At 70.0% G+C, this 18,410-nt stretch carries 12 protein-coding genes and 1 pseudogene; 8 read left to right on the top strand and 5 right to left on the bottom strand.

Translation table 11 applies throughout. The features are described from left to right. Window positions 1–96 precede the first annotated feature (96 nt). The 4 genes from CES90_RS36585 to CES90_RS36570 form a co-directional block, all read right to left on the bottom strand. Window positions 97–1,593, bottom strand: a complete 1,497-nt coding sequence (locus CES90_RS36585) for a family 43 glycosylhydrolase (RefSeq protein ID WP_373313275.1) — start codon at window positions 1,591–1,593, stop codon at window positions 97–99. Window positions 1,594–1,690: 97 nt separating this feature from the next. Beyond that, a complete protein-coding gene (locus CES90_RS36580; protein ID WP_189781254.1) occupies window positions 1,691–3,115 on the bottom strand; it encodes a glycoside hydrolase family 43 protein in 1,425 nt (474 codons plus the stop codon). A 294-nt stretch (window positions 3,116–3,409) separates the two neighbouring features. Continuing rightward, window positions 3,410–4,861: a glycoside hydrolase family 43 protein gene (locus CES90_RS36575; protein ID WP_208921484.1), complete on the bottom strand. Its 1,452-nt coding sequence runs from the start codon at window positions 4,859–4,861 to the stop codon at window positions 3,410–3,412. A gap of 16 nt (window positions 4,862–4,877) precedes the next feature. Further along, window positions 4,878–5,174, bottom strand: coding sequence for a hypothetical protein (locus CES90_RS36570; RefSeq protein ID WP_189781252.1), 297 nt, complete (start codon window positions 5,172–5,174; stop codon window positions 4,878–4,880). 366 nt (window positions 5,175–5,540) lie between these two features. On the opposite strand from CES90_RS36570, the gene CES90_RS51410 reads away from it, so the two are divergent. Both CES90_RS51410 and CES90_RS36560 read left to right on the top strand, forming a co-directional pair. After that, entirely contained in the window at window positions 5,541–7,178 is a 1,638-nt protein-coding gene (locus tag CES90_RS51410) for a sigma-70 family RNA polymerase sigma factor (protein WP_189781251.1), read from the top strand. Window positions 7,179–7,414: 236 nt separating this feature from the next. Then, window positions 7,415–9,691: pseudogene (locus tag CES90_RS36560) on the top strand (family 43 glycosylhydrolase); the annotation flags it as partial. A gap of 95 nt (window positions 9,692–9,786) precedes the next feature. Here the strand turns inward: CES90_RS36560 and CES90_RS50320 are convergent. Further along, window positions 9,787–9,978: an immune inhibitor A domain-containing protein gene (locus CES90_RS50320; RefSeq protein WP_232791344.1), complete on the bottom strand. Its 192-nt coding sequence runs from the start codon at window positions 9,976–9,978 to the stop codon at window positions 9,787–9,789. A 343-nt stretch (window positions 9,979–10,321) separates the two neighbouring features. On the opposite strand from CES90_RS50320, the gene CES90_RS36550 reads away from it, so the two are divergent. The 6 genes from CES90_RS36550 (at window position 10,322) to CES90_RS36525 (ending at window position 18,119) form a co-directional block, all read left to right on the top strand. Then, a complete protein-coding gene (locus CES90_RS36550; RefSeq protein ID WP_229913631.1) occupies window positions 10,322–11,005 on the top strand; it encodes a TetR/AcrR family transcriptional regulator in 684 nt (227 codons plus the stop codon). Window positions 11,006–11,269: 264 nt separating this feature from the next. Next, window positions 11,270–12,850, top strand: a complete 1,581-nt coding sequence (locus tag CES90_RS36545; protein ID WP_189781249.1) for an ABC transporter substrate-binding protein — start codon at window positions 11,270–11,272, stop codon at window positions 12,848–12,850. 155 nt (window positions 12,851–13,005) lie between these two features. Then, on the top strand, window positions 13,006–14,436 hold the full coding sequence (locus CES90_RS36540; RefSeq protein WP_189781248.1) for an amidase: 1,431 nt from the start codon (window positions 13,006–13,008) through the stop codon (window positions 14,434–14,436). Further along, a complete protein-coding gene (locus CES90_RS36535; RefSeq protein WP_189781247.1) occupies window positions 14,433–15,464 on the top strand; it encodes an ABC transporter permease in 1,032 nt (343 codons plus the stop codon). The genes CES90_RS36540 and CES90_RS36535 overlap by 4 nt, the downstream gene beginning before the upstream one ends. Further along, window positions 15,454–17,295, top strand: a complete 1,842-nt coding sequence (locus CES90_RS36530; protein WP_189781246.1) for an ATP-binding cassette domain-containing protein — start codon at window positions 15,454–15,456, stop codon at window positions 17,293–17,295. Before CES90_RS36535 ends, CES90_RS36530 begins: the two co-directional genes overlap by 11 nt. Then, complete coding sequence (locus CES90_RS36525; RefSeq protein WP_189781245.1) at window positions 17,295–18,119, top strand: ABC transporter ATP-binding protein; 825 nt, start codon at window positions 17,295–17,297, stop codon at window positions 18,117–18,119. The genes CES90_RS36530 and CES90_RS36525 overlap by 1 nt, the downstream gene beginning before the upstream one ends. Window positions 18,120–18,410 lie beyond the last annotated feature (291 nt).

Raw genomic sequence — 18,410 nt, 5'->3', positions numbered from 1 at the left:
AGTCGGCTGGGGGTGCCGGCGCCTCCAGCAGAAGGCCGACACCCCTCTTCTCCTTCCCAAGGCGGTGGCGGTCGGTCAGCGCCCGGCTGACGGCGGTCAGGTGGTCGGCACCAGCCGCCACTGCTGGCAGTTGTTGTTCAGCCAGGTCCACTGGCGTACGTCGGTTCCGTTGGCGGTGCCGCAGTTGGCGACGTCGGCGACCTTGCCGCTGTTCTCGTTCACTATCCGTACGTAGTCACCTGTGGCCGTGTACACCAGGCGGAACTTCTGGCAGTTGTTGTTCAGCCAGGACCACTGCCGGATGTCCGTGCCGTCGGCCGTGCCGCAGTTCGCGGTGTCCATGACCTTGCCGGTCGCGACGTTCACCAGCCGGTTGGTGTCGTTGCCCAGGTCCTCGATCCGCCACTTCTGGTTGGCGCCGCCGTTGCAGGTCCACTGGAAAATGTTGGTGCCGTCGGCGGTGTTGCCGCCTGCCACGTCCAGGCACTTGCCGCTGTTGCGGTTGATCAGGGTGTACGCGGTCGGGGTGGCCGCCGTCTCCCCGGAGGGCCCCGCCAGGGTGGTGCCCAGGGCCACGGGGGTGCCGAAGTTCGGCGTGCCGTCGGCGTTCCAGGTGAACTTCTGGGCCCTGGTGGTGCGTTCGTTGCCGCAGCGGTCGGTGGTGGAGTCGTTGGCGTGGTAGACGATCCAGTTCTCGGTGCCGTCGGGCGAGGTGAAGAATCCGTTGTGCCCGGGGCCGTAGACGCCGGCCGCGTCATTGCGGCTGAAGACCGGTGTCGGCTTCTTCGTCCACGCGGCGGGGTTCAGCGGGTCGGCACCGGTCAGTTCCAGCTGGCCGAGCTGGTAGTTGGGGGTGTCGCAGCCGCTCGCGGAGTAGATGAGGAAAGTGCGGCCGTCCCGCTGCAGGGCTTCCGGGCCTTCGTTGATGGCTGCCCCCATGGTTTCCCAGCTGAGGGTCGGCGTGGAGATGACACTCCAGTTCCCGCTGACGGTGTACGGGTTGGTCATCGGGGCGATGACCAGGCTGGGCGGCGTGCTGCTGTTCGTTCTACCGCTGCCGACCATGTACGTCCGACCGTTCACCTGCAGGACGCTCGCGTCGATCAGCCAGTTGGTCGGGTAGAGGTCGGGGCCGGTGATCATGGACTTGTACGTGTAGGGGCCCATCGGGTCCGTTCCCGCGCTCTCCAGGACATGCGTGCGCTGCGTGCCGCTCGCCCCGCAGCACGGAGTGCCGCTCTGCCCGGCGCTGTAGTACAGGTACCAGTGGCCGTCGGAGAAGTGGATCTCCGGGGCCCAGATGTTGGAGTTGCGGGTGGGGGTGGTGTCCGACCAGATCTGCACGCTGGGAGCGGTGGCGAGGCCGGCGAGGGTGGGCGACTTGCGCATGCCCAGGACGCCGGTGAACGTCGTCGTGACGAGGTAGTAGTTGCCGTCGTAGTACTCCAGCCAGGGATCCGCGCCCTTCACCGACTTGAGCGGGTTGGTGTAGGGGCGGCCGTCCACCGCGGAGGCGGGTCCCTGTGCGCAGGCCAGCGCCGTGAGCAGGGCCACGGCGCCGGTCGACCACAACCTGAGATGGCGGAGGATCACGGTACTTCCTTTCCGGGTTTCATGCGGAGGGCACGGGAGCAAAGGAAGGGGATGCCGGCGCCTCAAGGAGAGCGCCGGCATCCCTGTCGAAGTCGGATCAGTTCGTCACGCGGAACGTGGCGTCGCTGCGTCCTGTCGCGGTGGTGATCGGGTCGAGCTTCAGGTAGTAGGCGTAGTGGCGGATGTAGCGGTCGGGGTGGTTGTAGGACTGGAAGGAGGACCAGGTGGAGTCGGCGAGGCCGGCGACCTGGCGGAAGGTGGCGTCCGCGGCGAACTGGGCGGTGCCGTCGTTGCGGACCAGCTGGAAGTCGTTGTTGGCGTGCCGCAGGAAGTAGCCGCGGTAGTTCACCGACTCGAAGGAGACGGTTCCCGAACCCGCCAGGCCGGGCCGCAGCCGGAACTGGGCGTCCGGGCCGGTGATGTTCTGGTCGATGCGCACGTCGAAGTTGGCGTGCCGGACGTACCGGTCCTGGAAGTTGAACGACTGGAGCCGCTTGGCCGGGATGTCGCTCCAGCGGGCGAGCACCCGGGATTCCTCCGCTGCCGTGAGGTTCAGGATCGAGCCGTGGCGCTTCTTGGTGACGCCCATGTTGTAGCTGCCCGACGCCGGGAGCCGGTAGGTGCCGGAGGCGGAGGGGTCGGTCGTCGTGACCGGCATGTACCCGCGTCCGGAGGCGTACTGGTCGAGGTACAGCGCCCACTCGTTGCGGTCGCGGAACTTCATCCACATCGGGCCCTCGACACCGGTGATGCCGGTGCCGGAGAGGTTGCCGAGGGGGGTCCAGGTGCCGAGGATCGAGTTGCTGCCTTCCAGGGTGATCTGGCTGTCGCGGGAGGCGCGTACGTAGCGGTAGTTGCCGACGCCGGCCGGCACCTCGACGATCTGGCTGTCGATGATTTCCTCGGTGCCGGGGCGCTCGATGTAGATCTGCGGGGTGGTGATGGAGCGGAAGTCGCTGGTGTGGGCGTAGTAGATGCGGTGCTTCTTCACGCCGTTCACGGGCTTGTTCGTCGCCCAGTACAGGACGTAGTCGTTGGTGGCGGGATCCCAGATCGCTTCCGGTGCCCAGGCGTTGCGCCCGTCGGGGATCGCGCCGGCGACGTTGAGCAGCCACGGCTCCGACCAGTTGATCAGGTCCGTGGACTCCCACACCACGAGGTTGCGGCTGCCGTTGTACACGGCGGCCTCCCAGTTCTGCCCGCAGCTGATGCACAGGTCGGTGGCGATGATCCAGTACTTGTCACCGTTCGGGGACCGCACCAGTGCGGGGTCGCGCACCCCCTTCGTGCCGACCGTGGAGCGAAGGGCTATGCCGCCGCCGTTGAGCTCGGTCCAGTTCAGACCGTCCGTGCTGTAGGAGAAGTAGATCTGCTGGCCGTTCGAGCCTTCCCCGATGAAGTGCGTCATCAGGTAGCCGGGGTCGGCGGCGGCCGCCCGCTCGGGTGCGGCCAGCGCCTGTGAGGTGAAGAGTAGGCAGGCGGCGATCAGTATCGCCGCGAGCCGGGGGAGAAGCGTGCGCATGTACGAAACCTGTCCTTCTGCGGGTGCTTCGATTTGCGTCGCGAGGGCTGATGCGTCTCGTTCTTGAGGACTTGAGGTTGTTGCTGGTGCCTGGTGCCTGGTGCCTGGTGCCTGGTGCCCTGGTGCCCTGGTGCTGTGGCCGGGGTTGGGCCGGATCGTCGGCCCGCCGCCTGGCAGAGCCCCGCCTCGTGCTCGGTGGCGGTCGTGTGCGGGGCTCGCCCTGGCGGTCGCCACCGACTCGGCCTGCGCCAGGGCGATGCCGCACCGCGGGATGCCGGCATCCCTGTTCCAGGATCAGTTCGTCACGCGGAAGGTGGCGTCGGCGCGTGCTGTCGCGGTGGTGATCGGGTCGAGCTTCAGGTAGTAGGCGTAGTGGCGGATGTAGCGGTCGGGGTGGTTGTAGGACTGGAAGGAGGACCAGGTGGAGTCGGCGAGGCCGGCGACCTGGTTGAAGGTGGCGTCGGCGGCGAACTGGGCGGTGCCGTCGTTGCGGACCAGCTGGAAGTCGTAGTTGGCGTGCCGCAGGAAGTAGCCGGGGAAGTTCACCGACTCGAAGGAGACGGTGCCGGAGCCCGCCAGGCCGGGCCTGATCCGGAACTGGGAGTCCGGGCTGGTGCTGACGTTCTGGTCGATGCGGACGTCGTAGTTGGCGTGGCGCACGTACCGGTCCTGGAAGTTGTACGACTGGAGCCGCTTGGCCGGGGTGCTGGGCCAGCGGGCGAGCACGCGGCTCTCCTCGGCGGCCGTGAGGTTCAGGATCGAGCCGTGGCGCTTCTTGTTGACGCCCATGTTGTAGCTGCCCGATGCCGGGATCTGGTAGGTGCCGGGGGCGGAGGGGTTGGTCGTCGTGACGGGCATGTACCCGCCGCGGATGGCGTACTGGTCGAGGTACAGGGCCCACTCGTTGCGGTCCCGGAACTTCATCCACATCGGACCCTCGACCGCCGTGCCGGTCGTGCCCGTCGCGCCGGTCAGGCCGATTCCGGAGAGGTTGCCGAGGTTCGTCCACGTCCCGAGGATCGAGTTGCTGCCTTCGATGGTGATCTCGCCGTCACCTGAGGCGCGTACATAGCGGAAGTTGCCGACGCCGGCCGGCACCTCGACGATCTGGGTGTCGATGAGTTCCTGGGCGCCGGGGCGGTCGATGTAGATCTGCGGGGTGGTGATGGTGCGGAAGTCGCTGGTGCGGGCGTAGAAGATGCGGTGCTTCGTCTTGCCGTCGAGGGGCACGTTCGTGTCCCAGTACAGGACGTAGTCGTTGGTGGCGGGGTTCCAGATCGCCTCCGGCGCCCAGGCGTTGCGCCCGTCGGGGATCGCGCCGGCGACGTTCAGCAGCCACGGCTGCGACCAGTTGACCAGGTCCGTCGACTCCCACACCACGATGCTGCGGCTGCCGTTGTTGATGGAGCCGTCCACGGTCGACCCGCAGCCCCAGCACAGGTCGGTCGCGATGATCCAGTACTTGCTGCCGTCGGGGGAGCGGACCAGTGCGGGGTCACGCACGCCCTTCGTGCCGATGGTGGAGCGCAGGATCGACGCGCCGTCGTTGAGGTCGTTCCAGTGCAGGCCGTCCGTACTGTGCGAGAGGTACATCTGCTGACCGGTCGACCCCTCCCCGGTGAAGTGCAGCATCAGATAGCCCGGGTCGGCAGCGGCCGCCCGCTGAGGTGTGGCCAGGGTTTGGGAGGTGAAGAAGAGGCCGACGGCAAGGAATATCGCCGCGAGCCGCGTGAGCAGCCTTGACATGTGCGTGCCTGTCTTTCTACGGGTGCCGGGACGGGGTGGAAACGGGGTGCGCTCTGAGCCGGTGACAGCCGTCGGTCTCGACCCACGCGAACTGCCGGTCGTGCCGAAGGGGCAGGGGTACTGGGCTGATACCTGTGGCAGCGGCGGAACTGTCGAGGGGGTTCGGGAGCGTGGTGGTGGCTGCCTGCGCGACTGGAGCGGCCGCCCCCGTCCCGGCCGTCGCGCCGCCGGCGAGGACGGCGAGCGCCGTCGCCGTGGCGAACGGCCGGCGGACGATCTGTTCCACGCCGACAGCGGCGGGAGCAATGCTCATGACAGAGACATCCTTGTTTCATGTCGCGGAGCGAAAGCGGAGGCGAGCCAAAAGAGTCCGGCGGACAGGCTTTGTTCGACATGCCGGACATCGTTCGTTAATTCGGCCAAAAGTTAGAGGGGGGTAAAAGCGGGTGTCAAGAGGGGTGAAGCAGCAGAAGCAGCGTTGCCTCCCTGTGTCCTCGGTACGGGGTCGTACGTACAGGAGACGCGCCGGCGCGTCGCGCATAACGGAAAACGCGGCACGGACCAAGGCGCGGGGCGGCACCTGATAAGCGGTCCACGCGAATCCTCGGATTCGCTCCTGGCACACTGTCGCCCTCGACACATCGGCAGGACGACGGGACGACGGGACGGGTGGGGCGGGGTGCGCTCGCAGAACAGGCAGGAACGGCCGGACGTCGCCGTCGTCACGGCGGCGCGGGCCGGGGACCGGCAGGCCTCGGAACAGCTGATACAGGACTGTCTGCCGTTGGTCTACAACATCGTCGGGCGGGCGTTGGACGGGCACAGCGACGTCGACGACGTGGTCCAGGACACGATGGTGCGGGTCCTGGACGGGTTGCCCGAACTGGAGCAACCGGATCGGTTCCGGTCCTGGCTCGTCGCCATCACCGTGCGACAGATCCGTGACCGGTGGCGCACAGGGCGCACCTGGCTCACCGCGGAACCCCTGGAGGAGAACGCCCACGAAACCGACCCGCAGGCCGACTTCTCCGACCTGGCGATTCTTCGGCTCGCGCTGTCGGGCCAGCGGCGTGAAGCGGTGGAGGCGACCCGCTGGCTGGGGGACGAGGAACGCGAGGTACTCGCACTGTGGTGGATGGAGAGCGCCGGTGAGCTGACCCGTGGCGAGCTCTCGGCGGCCTGCGGCCTCACACCGCAGCACGCGGCGGTCCGAATCCAGCGGGTCAAGGAGCGGCTGGAGACGGCGCGCACCGTCGTACGAGCCGTGACGGCCTCGCCGCGCTGTCCGGTCCTGGCCGTCGTGCTCGCCTCGTGGGACGGGCGGCCGTCCGCGCTGTGGCGCAAGCGGCTGGCACGCCATGTCCGCGACTGTCCGCAGTGCCTGCTGAGCTCGTCCGACCTGATACCGGCGGAGGGGCTGCTGGCCGGCCTCGCGCTCGTGCCGGTGCCGGTCGGCCTGGCCGGCCTGGTACTGGCCAGGGCGCTGGGGGCGGAATCGGCCGGGGCGACCGTCGGCGCAAGCGCAAGCGCAAGCGCGGGCTCGGGTACGGGCTCGGGCGCGCGTACGGCGGGCGGTGCGAGCCGTACGGCGCGGACGATCGGGAGGCTGGCCGCCAAGCCCGCGGCTACGGCAGCCGCAGGTGCCGTCACGCTCGCGGCTGCCGCAGCGGCCTGGTACACCACCACGGGATCACACGAGACGGCCCCGCGGCCCGCCGTCGCGGCCCCGCTGTCGCCCGCCGCCTCGTCCGTGCCGCCGTCCCCGGGAGCGTCCGCCTCACCCACACCGACACCGGCGCCGAAATCGACACCGGCGCCGAAATCGACACCGACGCCGGAATCGACGCCGACGGCAGCCCCGGCGACGACGGCTGAGGCACGGATTTCGGGGCAGCATGCCCTGCGGTCGGTCGACAACCCCGGCGACTACGTGAGTCAGTCCGGCCGACTCGGCATCCTGGCCCCGGTCGGCGCCACCAGCTCCGCGGCCACCCGGCAGGCCGCCGTCTTCACCTTCGTCCCCGGCCTGGCCGACCCCCGCTGCTACTCACTCAGAGACGCCACGGGCAGGTACCTGCGGCACTACGCCTACCGCATCCGACTGGACCCCGACGACCGATCCGCCATCTTCCGGAAGGACGCCACCTTCTGCCCCCGTTCCGGTTCCACGGCCGGTTCGATCTCCCTGGAGGCTTACAACTACCCCGGCCGCTACCTCCGCCACCGGGACAACCTCCAGCTGTGGCTCGACCCTTCGCAGAACACGGCCTCGTACCGGGCCAGCCGCTCCTTCGTCGTCGTGGCGCCCTGGACCTGACACTGAACGGCCTTGCTCTGAAGGGAGTTGTTCGACCTGTTGGACATTGTTCGAAAGTATTGACGTTGGCTTGCGGTTCACTTCAAACTCACGCAGCGCGATGTCATACGGGCGGCACGTCAGCACCTCGGCCGAGGTCTCGGGGCCCCCTCCTCAAGCATGTCTTCATCACGGGATGTGAACCCATGCACAGCGTGAGACCTCAGGGACGCCGGAGATTCCGGGCCGTCGCTCTGGCAGCCGTGGCCACCGCCGTCTCGCTTCTGGTCGGCGTTGCCGGCCCGGCGGCCCCGGCCCAGGCGGCGGAGATCACCGACGGTCTGGCCCTCTGGTACAAACTCGACGCCACCTCGGGCACCGTGGCAGTGGACGCCTCGGGCAACGGCCGCAACGGAACCGTCAACGGCGCAGCGGGCTGGTCGGGTTCCGGGGAAGGGCTGACGTTCAACGGCTCCGACACCTACATCAAGGTGCCGGACAACATCATGAGCGGCATGAACTCGATCACCGTCTCGATGGACGTGAAGATCGACTCCACCCAGGCCACGCCGTACTTCCTCTACGGCTTCGGCAACACCAGCAACGGCGCCGGCAACGGGTACCTGTTCACCACCGGCGACACGTACCGCACGGCCATCGCGTCCGGGAGCTTCTCCACCGAGCAGAACACCCGGACCTCCGCCGCGCTGCCGCGCTCGGTCTGGAAGCACGTCACCTACACCCAGACCGGCACCACGGGCGTCCTCTACCAGGACGGCGTGGAGGTGGCCCGCAACACGTCGGTCACCGTCACCCCCGGTTCCATCGGGTCCGGTATCACCACGGCCAACTACATCGGCAAGTCGCTCTACAGCGCTGACAAGCTCTTCAAGGGCAGGATGCGTGACTTCCGGGTCTACAACCGCGCGCTGGCGCCCGGCGAGGTCCTCGAACTGAGCGGGAACACCACGGGCATCTCCGCGGCCACCCACCCCGCGCTGAAGATCGGCGCCATCATCGACGACGCCAACAGCAGGATCACGCTGCCCGTCAAGGAGGGCACGGACCTCACCGCGCTCGCCCCGCAGTTCACCCTCGTCCAGGGCGCGTCCATCAGCCCCGCCTCCGGCACCCCGCGCGACTTCACCAGGCCCGTGACGTACGAGGTGACCGGCTCCGACGGCGCCAAGCGCACCTGGACGGTCGAGGCGCTGATCATGAAGAGCCCGGTCCTTCCCGGGCTCACCGCCGACCCGAACATCGTCCGGTTCGGCGACACCTACTACATGTACCCGACCACCGACGGCTTCGCGGGCTGGAGCGGTACGCAGTTCAAGGCGTACTCCTCCAAGGACCTGGTCCACTGGACGGACCACGGCGTCATCCTGGACCTCGGTCCCGACATCAGCTGGGCCGACATCCGGGCCTGGGCCCCGGCGGCGACCGCGAAGAACGGGAAGTACTACTTCTACTACTCCGCCGACACGCACATCGGTGTCGCGGTCTCCGACTCGCCCACCGGCCCGTTCAAGGACCCCCTGGGCAAGCCGCTGATCGCCCGCGGCGCCTACACGGGCCAGATGATCGACCCGGCGGTCTTCACCGACGACGACGGCCAGTCGTACCTCTACTGGGGCCAGGGCCGGGCGTACGTCGTGCCGCTGAACGACGACATGATCTCCTTCGACGCCTCGAAGGTCACCAACATCACCCCCAGCGGCTACAACGAGGGCCCCTTCGTCATCAAGCGCAAGGGCACCTACTACTTCATGTGGTCGGAGAACGACACCCGGGACGAGAACTACCGCGTCGCCTACGCCACCGGCTCCTCGCCCACCGGCCCCTGGACCAAGCGGGGCGTGATCCTGGAGAAGAACCTCTCGCTCGGTATCAAGGGCCCCGGTCACCACTCCGTGGTGCAGGTGCCGGGCACCGACGACTGGTACATCGTCTACCACCGCTTCGCCATCCCCGGCGGCGACGGCACCCACCGCGAAACCACCATCGACAGGATGGAGTTCGACGCCGACGGCCTGATCAAGAAGGTCGTCCCCACCCTGGGCAGCATCGACCCGGTCTCCGGCGGCACCGCCCTGCCGACCAACACCAGCCGCTCGCTCCGGTCGGTCAACTTCCCCGGCCGCTACGCCGTCGTGCGCTCGGACAGCCTCGGCTACCTCGACCCGGTGACGTCCTCCAGCACCACGGCGGTCAAGCAGAGCGCCACCTTCACCGTCGTCCCCGGCCTGGCCGACGGCAGTTGCTACTCGTTCCGTGACGCGTCCGGCCGCTACCTGCGCCACAAGGACTCGCGGATCCGCTTCGACGCGAGCAACGGCACGACGCTCTTCAACAAGGACGCCACCTACTGCGCCCGGCCGGGTTCGGCCACCGGCTCGGTCAGCCTGGAGTCGTACAACTACCCCGGCCGCTACCTGCGCCACTACTTCTACGAGCTGCGCATCGACCCCTTCCAGGACAACGCCACCTTCCGCGCCGACAGTTCCTTCACGGCGGTCGGCCCCTGGGCCTGATCGCGTTCCCCGCACGTCAAGGTCACAACGAGCGCCGGCCGCAACCTGCTGCGAGGTTGCGGCCGGCAACCGCGCCTTCTGCCCTCGGAAGGTGGTTACTTCACCGCGGGGCCCACCTGGACCGAGAGCGTCGAGCAGGCAATCCGCGTGGCGAAGCCGTCCTTGTGCAGGGTGATGCCGTTCGCGCGGGAGAGGCTGAACGGCGAGTCGTACGTCTGGACGCGGTTGGCCATCAGCGAGCCGTCCGGCCACTTCAGCGCCTGCGGGTGCGCGTCGACCGGAAGCAACCAGCCGGCACCCGGGTGCCGGCTGGTTGTTGTCCGCCTGAGAGGCGCCCCTCTTGAAGCCGTCCGCCGGACCGTCGATCGCTGTCCAGCCGGCGCCGGCGTCGGTCGACACCTTGGCGCAGAGGTGGGTGGTGACCTTCTTCTTGGGCAGCTCCACCACCAGGGCCTGCTTGTCCTTGGTGCAGATCGCCGATCTCCTGCCCATGGGGCGCATGGCCACCCCGGTGACGGGACCAGGGCGATCCGCTCAGCATCAGTCGCTTAGGCTGGTTTCCTTGTCGCCGGTGAGGAGGCGCAGGCTGCGGCGGCGTGTTCTCGCCGTCCGTCCGAGGGAGGCGTTCGCGTGGCAGTTGCCGGAGGCCGGTCGACGAAGCGGCTCCAGCGGGGAACGCTTTCCCAGGGGCTCATCGTGGAGACCGCGCTGCGGATCCTCGACGAGGACGGGCCGGACGCGCTGACCTTCCAGCGCCTCGGCAAGGAACTGTCCTCTTCCGCAACCGCGGTCTACCGGCACTTCGCGAGTCGCGACCACATCATGGTCGCCGTCGCGGAGGAGCTCGACAGGCTCTCCCTGGAGGGGTACGAGCCGCACGAGTCGTGGACCGAGTCGCTGCGGGATCTGGCGATCCGTGCCTGGAACACCGCGCTGGACCACCCGGCGGCCGCCGCGCTCTGCATGGGGAGAGTCACCCGGGGTCTTCACGAGTTGCGCGCCGTCGACGCCGTCCTGGAAGCGTTCCACCGCGGCGGCTGGCGCGGCCGGGCGGCCGTCCTGCACTACCAGGCGTTCTCGAACTTCATCCTCTCCATGGCGAGCAACAACGCCTGGCGGCTCGTCAATCAGCGGTTCGGCGCCGAGGTGAACTGGGTGCAGGAATACCAGCCGGCGGATCCTGACGCGTACCCCTACGCCGAGGCGGCGAAGGAGCACCTGCGCAGCGTCGACATGACCGAAGTCTTCCACCGGCAGATGGACATCCTCCTCGCGGCCCTTTTGGCGGAGGCGGCGTCGCTCCCGCGCGACTGACACGCGTCACTCTTCGCGGCCACCGCCCAGCGGCGTTTTTGCGGCCTGAATCGGCGGCGAGGGTGGCGCGCGGAAAGATAGTTAACGCTATTGACTACGCCGTTCACTTGGCTGCATCCTCTCCACACCGGGTGCTCCACGGCTCGCTCCCAAGCGGCGTCCACCGAGCTCCGCGCGCACCGCCTCCCCCCGAACTGCTCGCGCTCGTCCCGCCCGATTCCGTGCGACCTGCGCAGAGCGCGACATCCCTCTCCAGGAGCACCCATGCGCCAGACCCGTACCCGCGCGGTCCCTGTGACCGCAGCCGTGGCCATGACGGCCGTACTCGCCGGCTGCACCACCACGGGATCGACGTCCGGAAACCCGAGCAGCGGCGGTGCCGCAACCGCGACGAAGATCCGGACGACGATCGACGTGCCGGCCGGCTTCGACCCGGCCAAGGCGCTGTCCCTGCCGGACTACCAGCTCGCCCGGAACAGTTACGACACCCTCGTGCGCAAGGACGACGGCGGGCTCGTCGGCGGACTCGCCACCGAGTGGAAGAACACGCCGACCTCGGCCACGTTCACCCTGCGCGCCGACGCGACCTGCGCCGACGGGACGCCGATCACGCCGACGGTCGTCAAGGGCTCCCTCGAACGCTACATCGACCCGAAGACGGCGGCGCCCGATGTCCCCACGGTCTTCGGCCCCGGCAACACGGTGAAGGTGACCGCCGACGACGCGGCGCGGACGGTGAAGATCACGCTCGCCAGGCCGTGGGGCGACATGGTCACCGGCCTGTCGGTCGCGAGCACGGGCATCGTCTGCCCGGCGGGACTCAAGGACCTCAAGGCCCTTGCCGCAGGTAAGGCCAAGGGCTCCCAGTCCGGCCCGTACCTTCTTGAGAAGTCCCAGTCCGGCGTCTCGTACTCCTACAAGCTTCGCCCGGAGTACAAGGCATGGCCGGCCTGGCGTACGAAGATCCCCGGCAAGGTCGCCGCGACGATGGAGTACCTGGTCTCGCCCGACCCGACGGCGACCGGCAACCTCGTGACGAGCGGCCAGCTCGACATCGGCAAGATCGACGCCTCCGGCATCCCGCGCTTCGACGGCGTGGGCGGCCACAGCGTGAGCATCAGCCGGTTCTCCGACTTCTACCTGCTCTTCAACGAACGACCCGGCACGGTCTTCGCGGACGTCGCCACCCGCCGGGCCGTCGCCCAGGCCGTCGACCGCGCCGCCTTCACCAAGGTCGTCTCGAAGGACACGGGTGAGCCGTCGACGTTGTTCGTGCAGAAGGGCATCCCCTGCAACGACCCCGGCTCCTCCTTCCTCGTACCGAAGGACAAAGCCGCGGCGGCCGCCGTGCTCAAGGGCAAGAAGATCCGCCTCGTCGGCCCCCAGGTCGTCGGGCCCGCCGGCGCCGGAAACCAGTACATCCAGGAGGCGCTGCGGGCCGCGGGCGCGGACGTCACCCTCGCCAACGTCGACGTCGGGGCCTGGGTCGGGACCGTGTTCGGCAAGCCCGACGCCTGGGACCTCACGGTCTTCGCCGACCTCAACTTCCTCGGCAGCCTCGCCAACCCGCTCTCCCACTTCGTGGGCCCGACCGTCCCCGACGGCGGCGGCAACCTCGGCGCGGTGAAGAACCCCGAACTGAACAAGGCCTTCGCCCAGGGCGCCGAGGCGACGACCGAAGAGGCCCGCTGCGCCGCCTACCAGAAGGCCGCCAAGGCCCTGATCTCGCAGGTGGACGCGGTGCCGCTGGTCAATGACCCGTTCATCTACGCGCTGCGCAAGGGATTCAGCGCCCAGATGCTCGGTGGCTCGCTCGACGACCCCATCCTGCGCGTCACCGGCTGACGGACAGGCCGCCCGCACGCGGCGGAGACCCATGCGGCGGGAAAGCCCACGCGGCGGAGACCGCGGCCGGACCCGACCGTCCGGCACGGAGAATCCCCGCGCTGTTCCGGCGCCCCGCGCCGAGACCCTCGCACCTTTCCGACAGGAGTCCCCTGGTGATCGACCCATTCAGCACCGCCCAGCAGATCGCCGACCTCGTGCGCACGAAAGAGGTCAGCCCGGTGGAGGTGGCCGAGACCTACCTCGACCGCATCGAGCGGATCAATCCCGCCGTCAACGCCGTCGTCTGGCTCGACGCCGACGCCGTGCGCGCGGCGGCCGTCCGGGCCGAGCAGGCGGTGCTGCGTGGCGATCCGCTCGGCCCGCTGCACGGCGTCCCCGTCCCCATCAAGGACCTCAACTCCGTCGCGGGACAACCCAACACGATGTCCTCACTGGCGATCCGGGACACCCCGCAGACGGTCACGGACCCCGACATCCAGCTCCTCCTCGACGCCGGCGCGATCCCCCTCGGCCGGACGAACTCGCCGGAGTTCGGCGCTCTGACCGTCTCCGAGAACGCCCGGCACGGCAAGACGCGCAACCCGTGGAACCCGGCGCACACCTCCGGCGGGTCGAGCGGCGGCGCGTCGGCGGCCGTCGCGGCCGGGCTCGCCCCGGTGGCACACGCCTCCGACGGCGGCGGATCGATCCGGGTCCCCGCGTCCGTCACCGGCCTCGTGGGCCTCAAGCCGAGCCGGGGACGCGTGCCCGCGTTCGTCCGGGGCTGGGAACACTCGACGACCGAAGGCGCGATCACCCGCACCGTGCGCGACGCGGCCCTCATGCTCGACGTCATGGGCCGTGCCGACCGGCTCGCCTGGTACAGCGCCCCCGAACCGGGTCGCCCGTACATCGAGGAGGTCGGTGCCGATCCCGGGCGGCTGCGGATCGGCCTGCTCCTCGACGCGCCGACCGGGCTGCCGGTCGACGAGGAGTGCCGCAAGGCGGCGCTGACGGCCGCGCAGGCACTGCGCGACCTGGGGCACGACGTCGTCGAGGCCCGCCCCAAGATGTTCTCGTACGAGGCGATCATGGGCTTCACCTGGACGATCATCAGTGCCTCCACCTACGCCATCGAGGTCGACGACCCCGACGCGGTGGACCCCTACATCCGGCGCCGCCGGGAAACCGCCCTCGAGGCCACCGCGGGCGACTACGCCCGGACGGCGGCCCGCCTGCAGGCCGAGTCACGCGACGTGGTCGCCCAGTGGGGCCGGGACTTCGACGTCCTCCTCACCCCGACCACGGCGGTCGTGGCACCGCCGGTCGGCCCCGTGTACGACGAGGCGAACTCCGACCCGGACGGCCCGCGGGCCACCGAGACCCGGATGGTGTCGTTCACCGCGTTCGTCAACATCGCCGGGCTGCCCGCCATCTCGCTGCCCGTCCACACGACCGCGGACGGACTGCCGGTCGGCGCGCAACTCGTCGGCGCGCCCTACGACGAGGCGACGCTGCTGCGCCTGTCCGCCCAGCTCGAACCGCGGTTCCGCTGGTACGAGCGGCACCCGGACGACGCGGCACTCACGGGGGCGGCGCTGTGAGCGCCGGGTCCGCGGTCCCGACCGGGCCGCTGCCTGCCGCACCCGTCCGGCGCGTTCCCCGGCTGCGGCTGGGCGGTGGCTGGGCCGGGTTCGCCGTCCGCCGGGCGGGCGGGCTGCTGATGTCCATGCTGCTGCTCGTCCTCGTGACGTTCCTCATCGTGCCCCTGCTGCCCGGGGACCCGGCCCGCGCGATCGCCGGCACCAACTCGTCCCCGGCCACGCTCGCGGCGATACGCGAACGACTCGGCCTCGACGAGCCGCTGGCGACGCGGTTCGTCCACTACCTCGGCGACATCGCGTCCGGACGGCTCGGCACCTCGTTCCGGTTCGACACCCCGGTCGCGGACATCGTCGCGACCCGGTTGCCGTACACCGTCCAGCTCGTCATCCCGGCCGTCCTGCTCTCCCTGGTCATCGCCGTCCCGCTGGGCATGGCCGTCGGTGTCCTCACCCGTGACGGACGCCGCCGCCGGCTCGGCGTCGGCTTCGGTACGGTCGCAGGTCTCCTCGCGTCGGCGCCGGTCTACGTCGTCGCGACCCTCCTCATCGTCCTGTTCTCGATCAGCCTCGGGCTGCTGCCGTCCGGCGGCGCCACGACACCGAGCGCGCTCGTCCTGCCGATCGCCGCGCTCTGCATCGGCCCGGCCTTCGCCATCGCCCGGGTCGTCCGGCAGGAGACGGCCTCGGTGCTCGCCCAGGACTACATGAGGACCGCCCGCGGCCACCGCCTGGGGTCCGTGCGTCTCCACCTCCGCCACGCGCTGCCCAACCTCGTGACGAGTGTCCTCACCCTGAGCGGTCTCGTCCTCACGTCCCTGCTCGGCGGGACGATCATCCTGGAGAACGTCTTCACCTATCCCGGGCTCGGCACCGAGGTCGTCCAGGCGATCATCTACAAGGACTATCCGGTGATCCAGGGCATCATCCTCGTCGTCGGCATGCTCGCCCTGCTCGTCAACCTCCTCGTCGACGTCGTCCTCGGGATCGTCGACCCCCGCACTCTTGAGGGAGGTCGTCGTGGCCACTGACGCGACCGTGCGCCCATGGCGCCGCAACCCGTCGCTGCTGTCCGGCGCCGTGATCCTCGGACTGCTCCTCGTCGTGGCCCTCGTGGCCCCGCCGCTGCTGAGCGGTTCCGCCGAGACCCTCACCGACGACGCCCGGCTCGGGCCCGGCGCCGACCATCTCCTCGGCACCGACGCCTTCGGCCGTGACGTCCTCGCGCGGGCGCTCGTAGCGACCCGGCTCACCCTGCTCATGGCCGCCGCCGCCACCGCCGCCTCGTTCGTCGTCGGCGTCGCGATCGGCGCGCTGGTCCACCTCGCACCCGGGTGGCTGCGCGAGACATGTCTGCGGCTCATCGACTCGGCGGTGGCCTTCCCCTCGCTCGTCCTCGCCCTCGTCATCGCGGCGGTGCTCGGACCGGGCACGGTGTCCGCGATCGTCGCGATCGCCGTCGCCGGCGTCCCCGGGTTCGCACGGTTGACGGCGAATCTCGCCGCGACCGTCGCGGACAAGGACTACGTGCTCACCGCGCGCCTGCTCGGCGTTCCCGGCCTGCGCATCCTGGGCCGGCACGTCCTGCCGAACATCAGCGGGCCTCTGTTGGTGCTCCTCAGTTCGAGCTTCACCCTGTCCCTGCTCGACATCAGCAGCCTGTCGTTCGTCGGCCTCGGTGTGCAGAGCCCGCAGTACGACTGGGGCCGGCTGCTCAACGAGGCACTGCCGTCGATCTTCGCCCAGCCGTCGCTCGTCCTCGCTCCGTCGATCATGCTCATCATCACCGGTGTGGGCGCCATGCTCCTCGGAGACGGCGTGGCCTCACTCGTCGACCCGCGAACCCGCGGCACAGCGCCCGCACCGGCCAAGACGGCGGACGCGGCGGGACCGGCCGCCCCGGCACCGGCGCCTCGGGCGCTTCAGGCGTCGGGCGGTGCGGGGGCAGCGGCCGGCACGGAGCCGGACGGCCTGCTGACCGTCGCCGGGCTGACCGTGCGGGCCGGGGACCGGACACTCGTCGACGACGTGTCGTTCACCATCGGGGCTGGCCAGATCGTCGGCCTCGTCGGGGAGTCGGGCTCGGGCAAGTCCACCATCGCCATGGCGGTCGCGGGCCTGCTCCCCGAGGGTGTGCGGGCGAACGCGTCGCGCCTTGCCCTCGGCGACCTCGACCTGCTCGGAACACCGCCGGAGCGACGCCTCGCGACCGAGATCGGCATCGTCTACCAGGACCCGATCGGCACGTTCAACCCCGCGCTGAGGCTCGGCACCCAGCTCACCGAGGTGGCCACGGTGCATCTGGGGACGCCCCGGCGTCAGGCCGCGCAGGACATGGTCCGCGCCCTGGCCGACATCCACGTCACCGAGCCGGACCGGCGACTGCGCCAGCACCCGCACGAGCTGAGCGGCGGCATGCTCCAGCGCGCCTCGATCGCCTCCGCGATGACGACGAACCCGCGGCTGCTCATCGCCGACGAACCGACGACGGCCCTCGACGTCACCGTCCAGGCGGAGGTGCTGCGCCAGTTCCGGCGCATCAACCGCGAGCACGGCACGGCGATGCTGTTCATCTCGCACGACATCGGCGTGGTCGGCGTGCTCTGCGACACCGTCCTGGTGCTCCACGGCGGCCGGGTCGTCGACCGGACGACCGGCGGCGACCTGCGCCGGGGGACGGTCACCCACCCGTACACCCGCGCGTTGCTCGCGGCGACGCCCGCCGCGGTCGAGGCCGGTGGAACCCTCAGCGCGGTCCGGTGGACGGCCGACGCGCATGCGGCGCAGCCGAGCGGGGCGCCGTCGGACGACCTTTTCGACAAAGCCGCGGACCGCCCCCCGGCCGCGGAAGGGAGCCGTTGATGTCCGCCACCGCCACCGCACCGGACCCGCAAGCGGCCGATCCGCTGCTGCGCGTCGAGGATGTCACCGTCGAGCTCGGCCACGGTGTCGCGGCCCGCAGGGTGCTCAAGGGAGTCTCGTTCGACATCCCCCGGGGCAGCACCCTCGCACTCGTCGGAGAGTCCGGGTCGGGCAAGACGACGCTCGCGCGGACACTCGTCGGCGTCCACCGGCCGTCGAGCGGCCGGATCCTCGTGGACGGCGCCCCGCTGCGCACCTCGCGTGGACGGGCGGGAGCCGCGACGGTCCAGATGATCCCGCAGGACCCGTACTCCTCGTTCGACCCGCGGCGCACCGTCGCCCAGTCGCTCGCCGAGGCAGTCGATCCGGTCCGGGCCAGGGTAAGACCGGTCCGGACCCGGATCGCCGAGCTGCTCAGCCAGGTGAGCCTCGACCCGGACGCCATGGACCGCTATCCGCACGAGTTCTCCGGCGGCCAACGGCAGCGGCTGGCCATCGCACGGGCCCTCGCACCGCGTCCCCGGTTCGTCATCGCCGACGAGATCACCTCGGCCCTCGACCTGACGACCCAGGCCGAGATCCTCAACCTGCTCGCCGATCTGCGCCGCCGGCTCTCGCTGACGATGCTGTTCATCTCGCACGACCTGGCCGTCGTCCGGCACGTGAGCGACACGGTCGCGGTCCTGCTGCACGGGGACCTCGTCGAGCTCGGCCCGACCGGGGCCACCTTCGCCAAGCCGAACCACCCGTACACCGCTCAACTCCTCGCGTCTGTCCCGGGCGACCCGAGGTTCCGCCTCGACGACGAGCCCGTCACGGCGTGAATCGACGCGGTGCGGGTTCCGGCCCGTCGGCCGGCCCATGCCGGTCGGCGGGCCGTGCGGCGCTGTGGGCCTGGACCTCGCCGGTCGTCAGCCCCTTTGCCGCGTGGCCGCGCCGCCGCCGGCGGCGGCGAGCCGGTTCACGGACGCGGTCGCGGCCGTGGTCGGCCGTGACGAGATGTCAGGAAGGTGGGGCGCGGTCCGTCACAACGCCCGCACGGTGCTGTACGGCTGCCGTTTCCAGCACGGCCCGCACGAGTCGGCGTTCAGGGAGGCGTCGAGGTGCCGAACAGC

This window comes from Streptomyces capitiformicae (assembly GCF_002214185.1).
In the GTDB taxonomy this organism is placed as follows: Bacteria; Actinomycetota; Actinomycetes; order Streptomycetales; family Streptomycetaceae; genus Streptomyces; species Streptomyces capitiformicae.
Note: the sequence above shows the minus strand (reverse complement) of the source record. Positions and strands in the feature narration are given on the sequence as shown.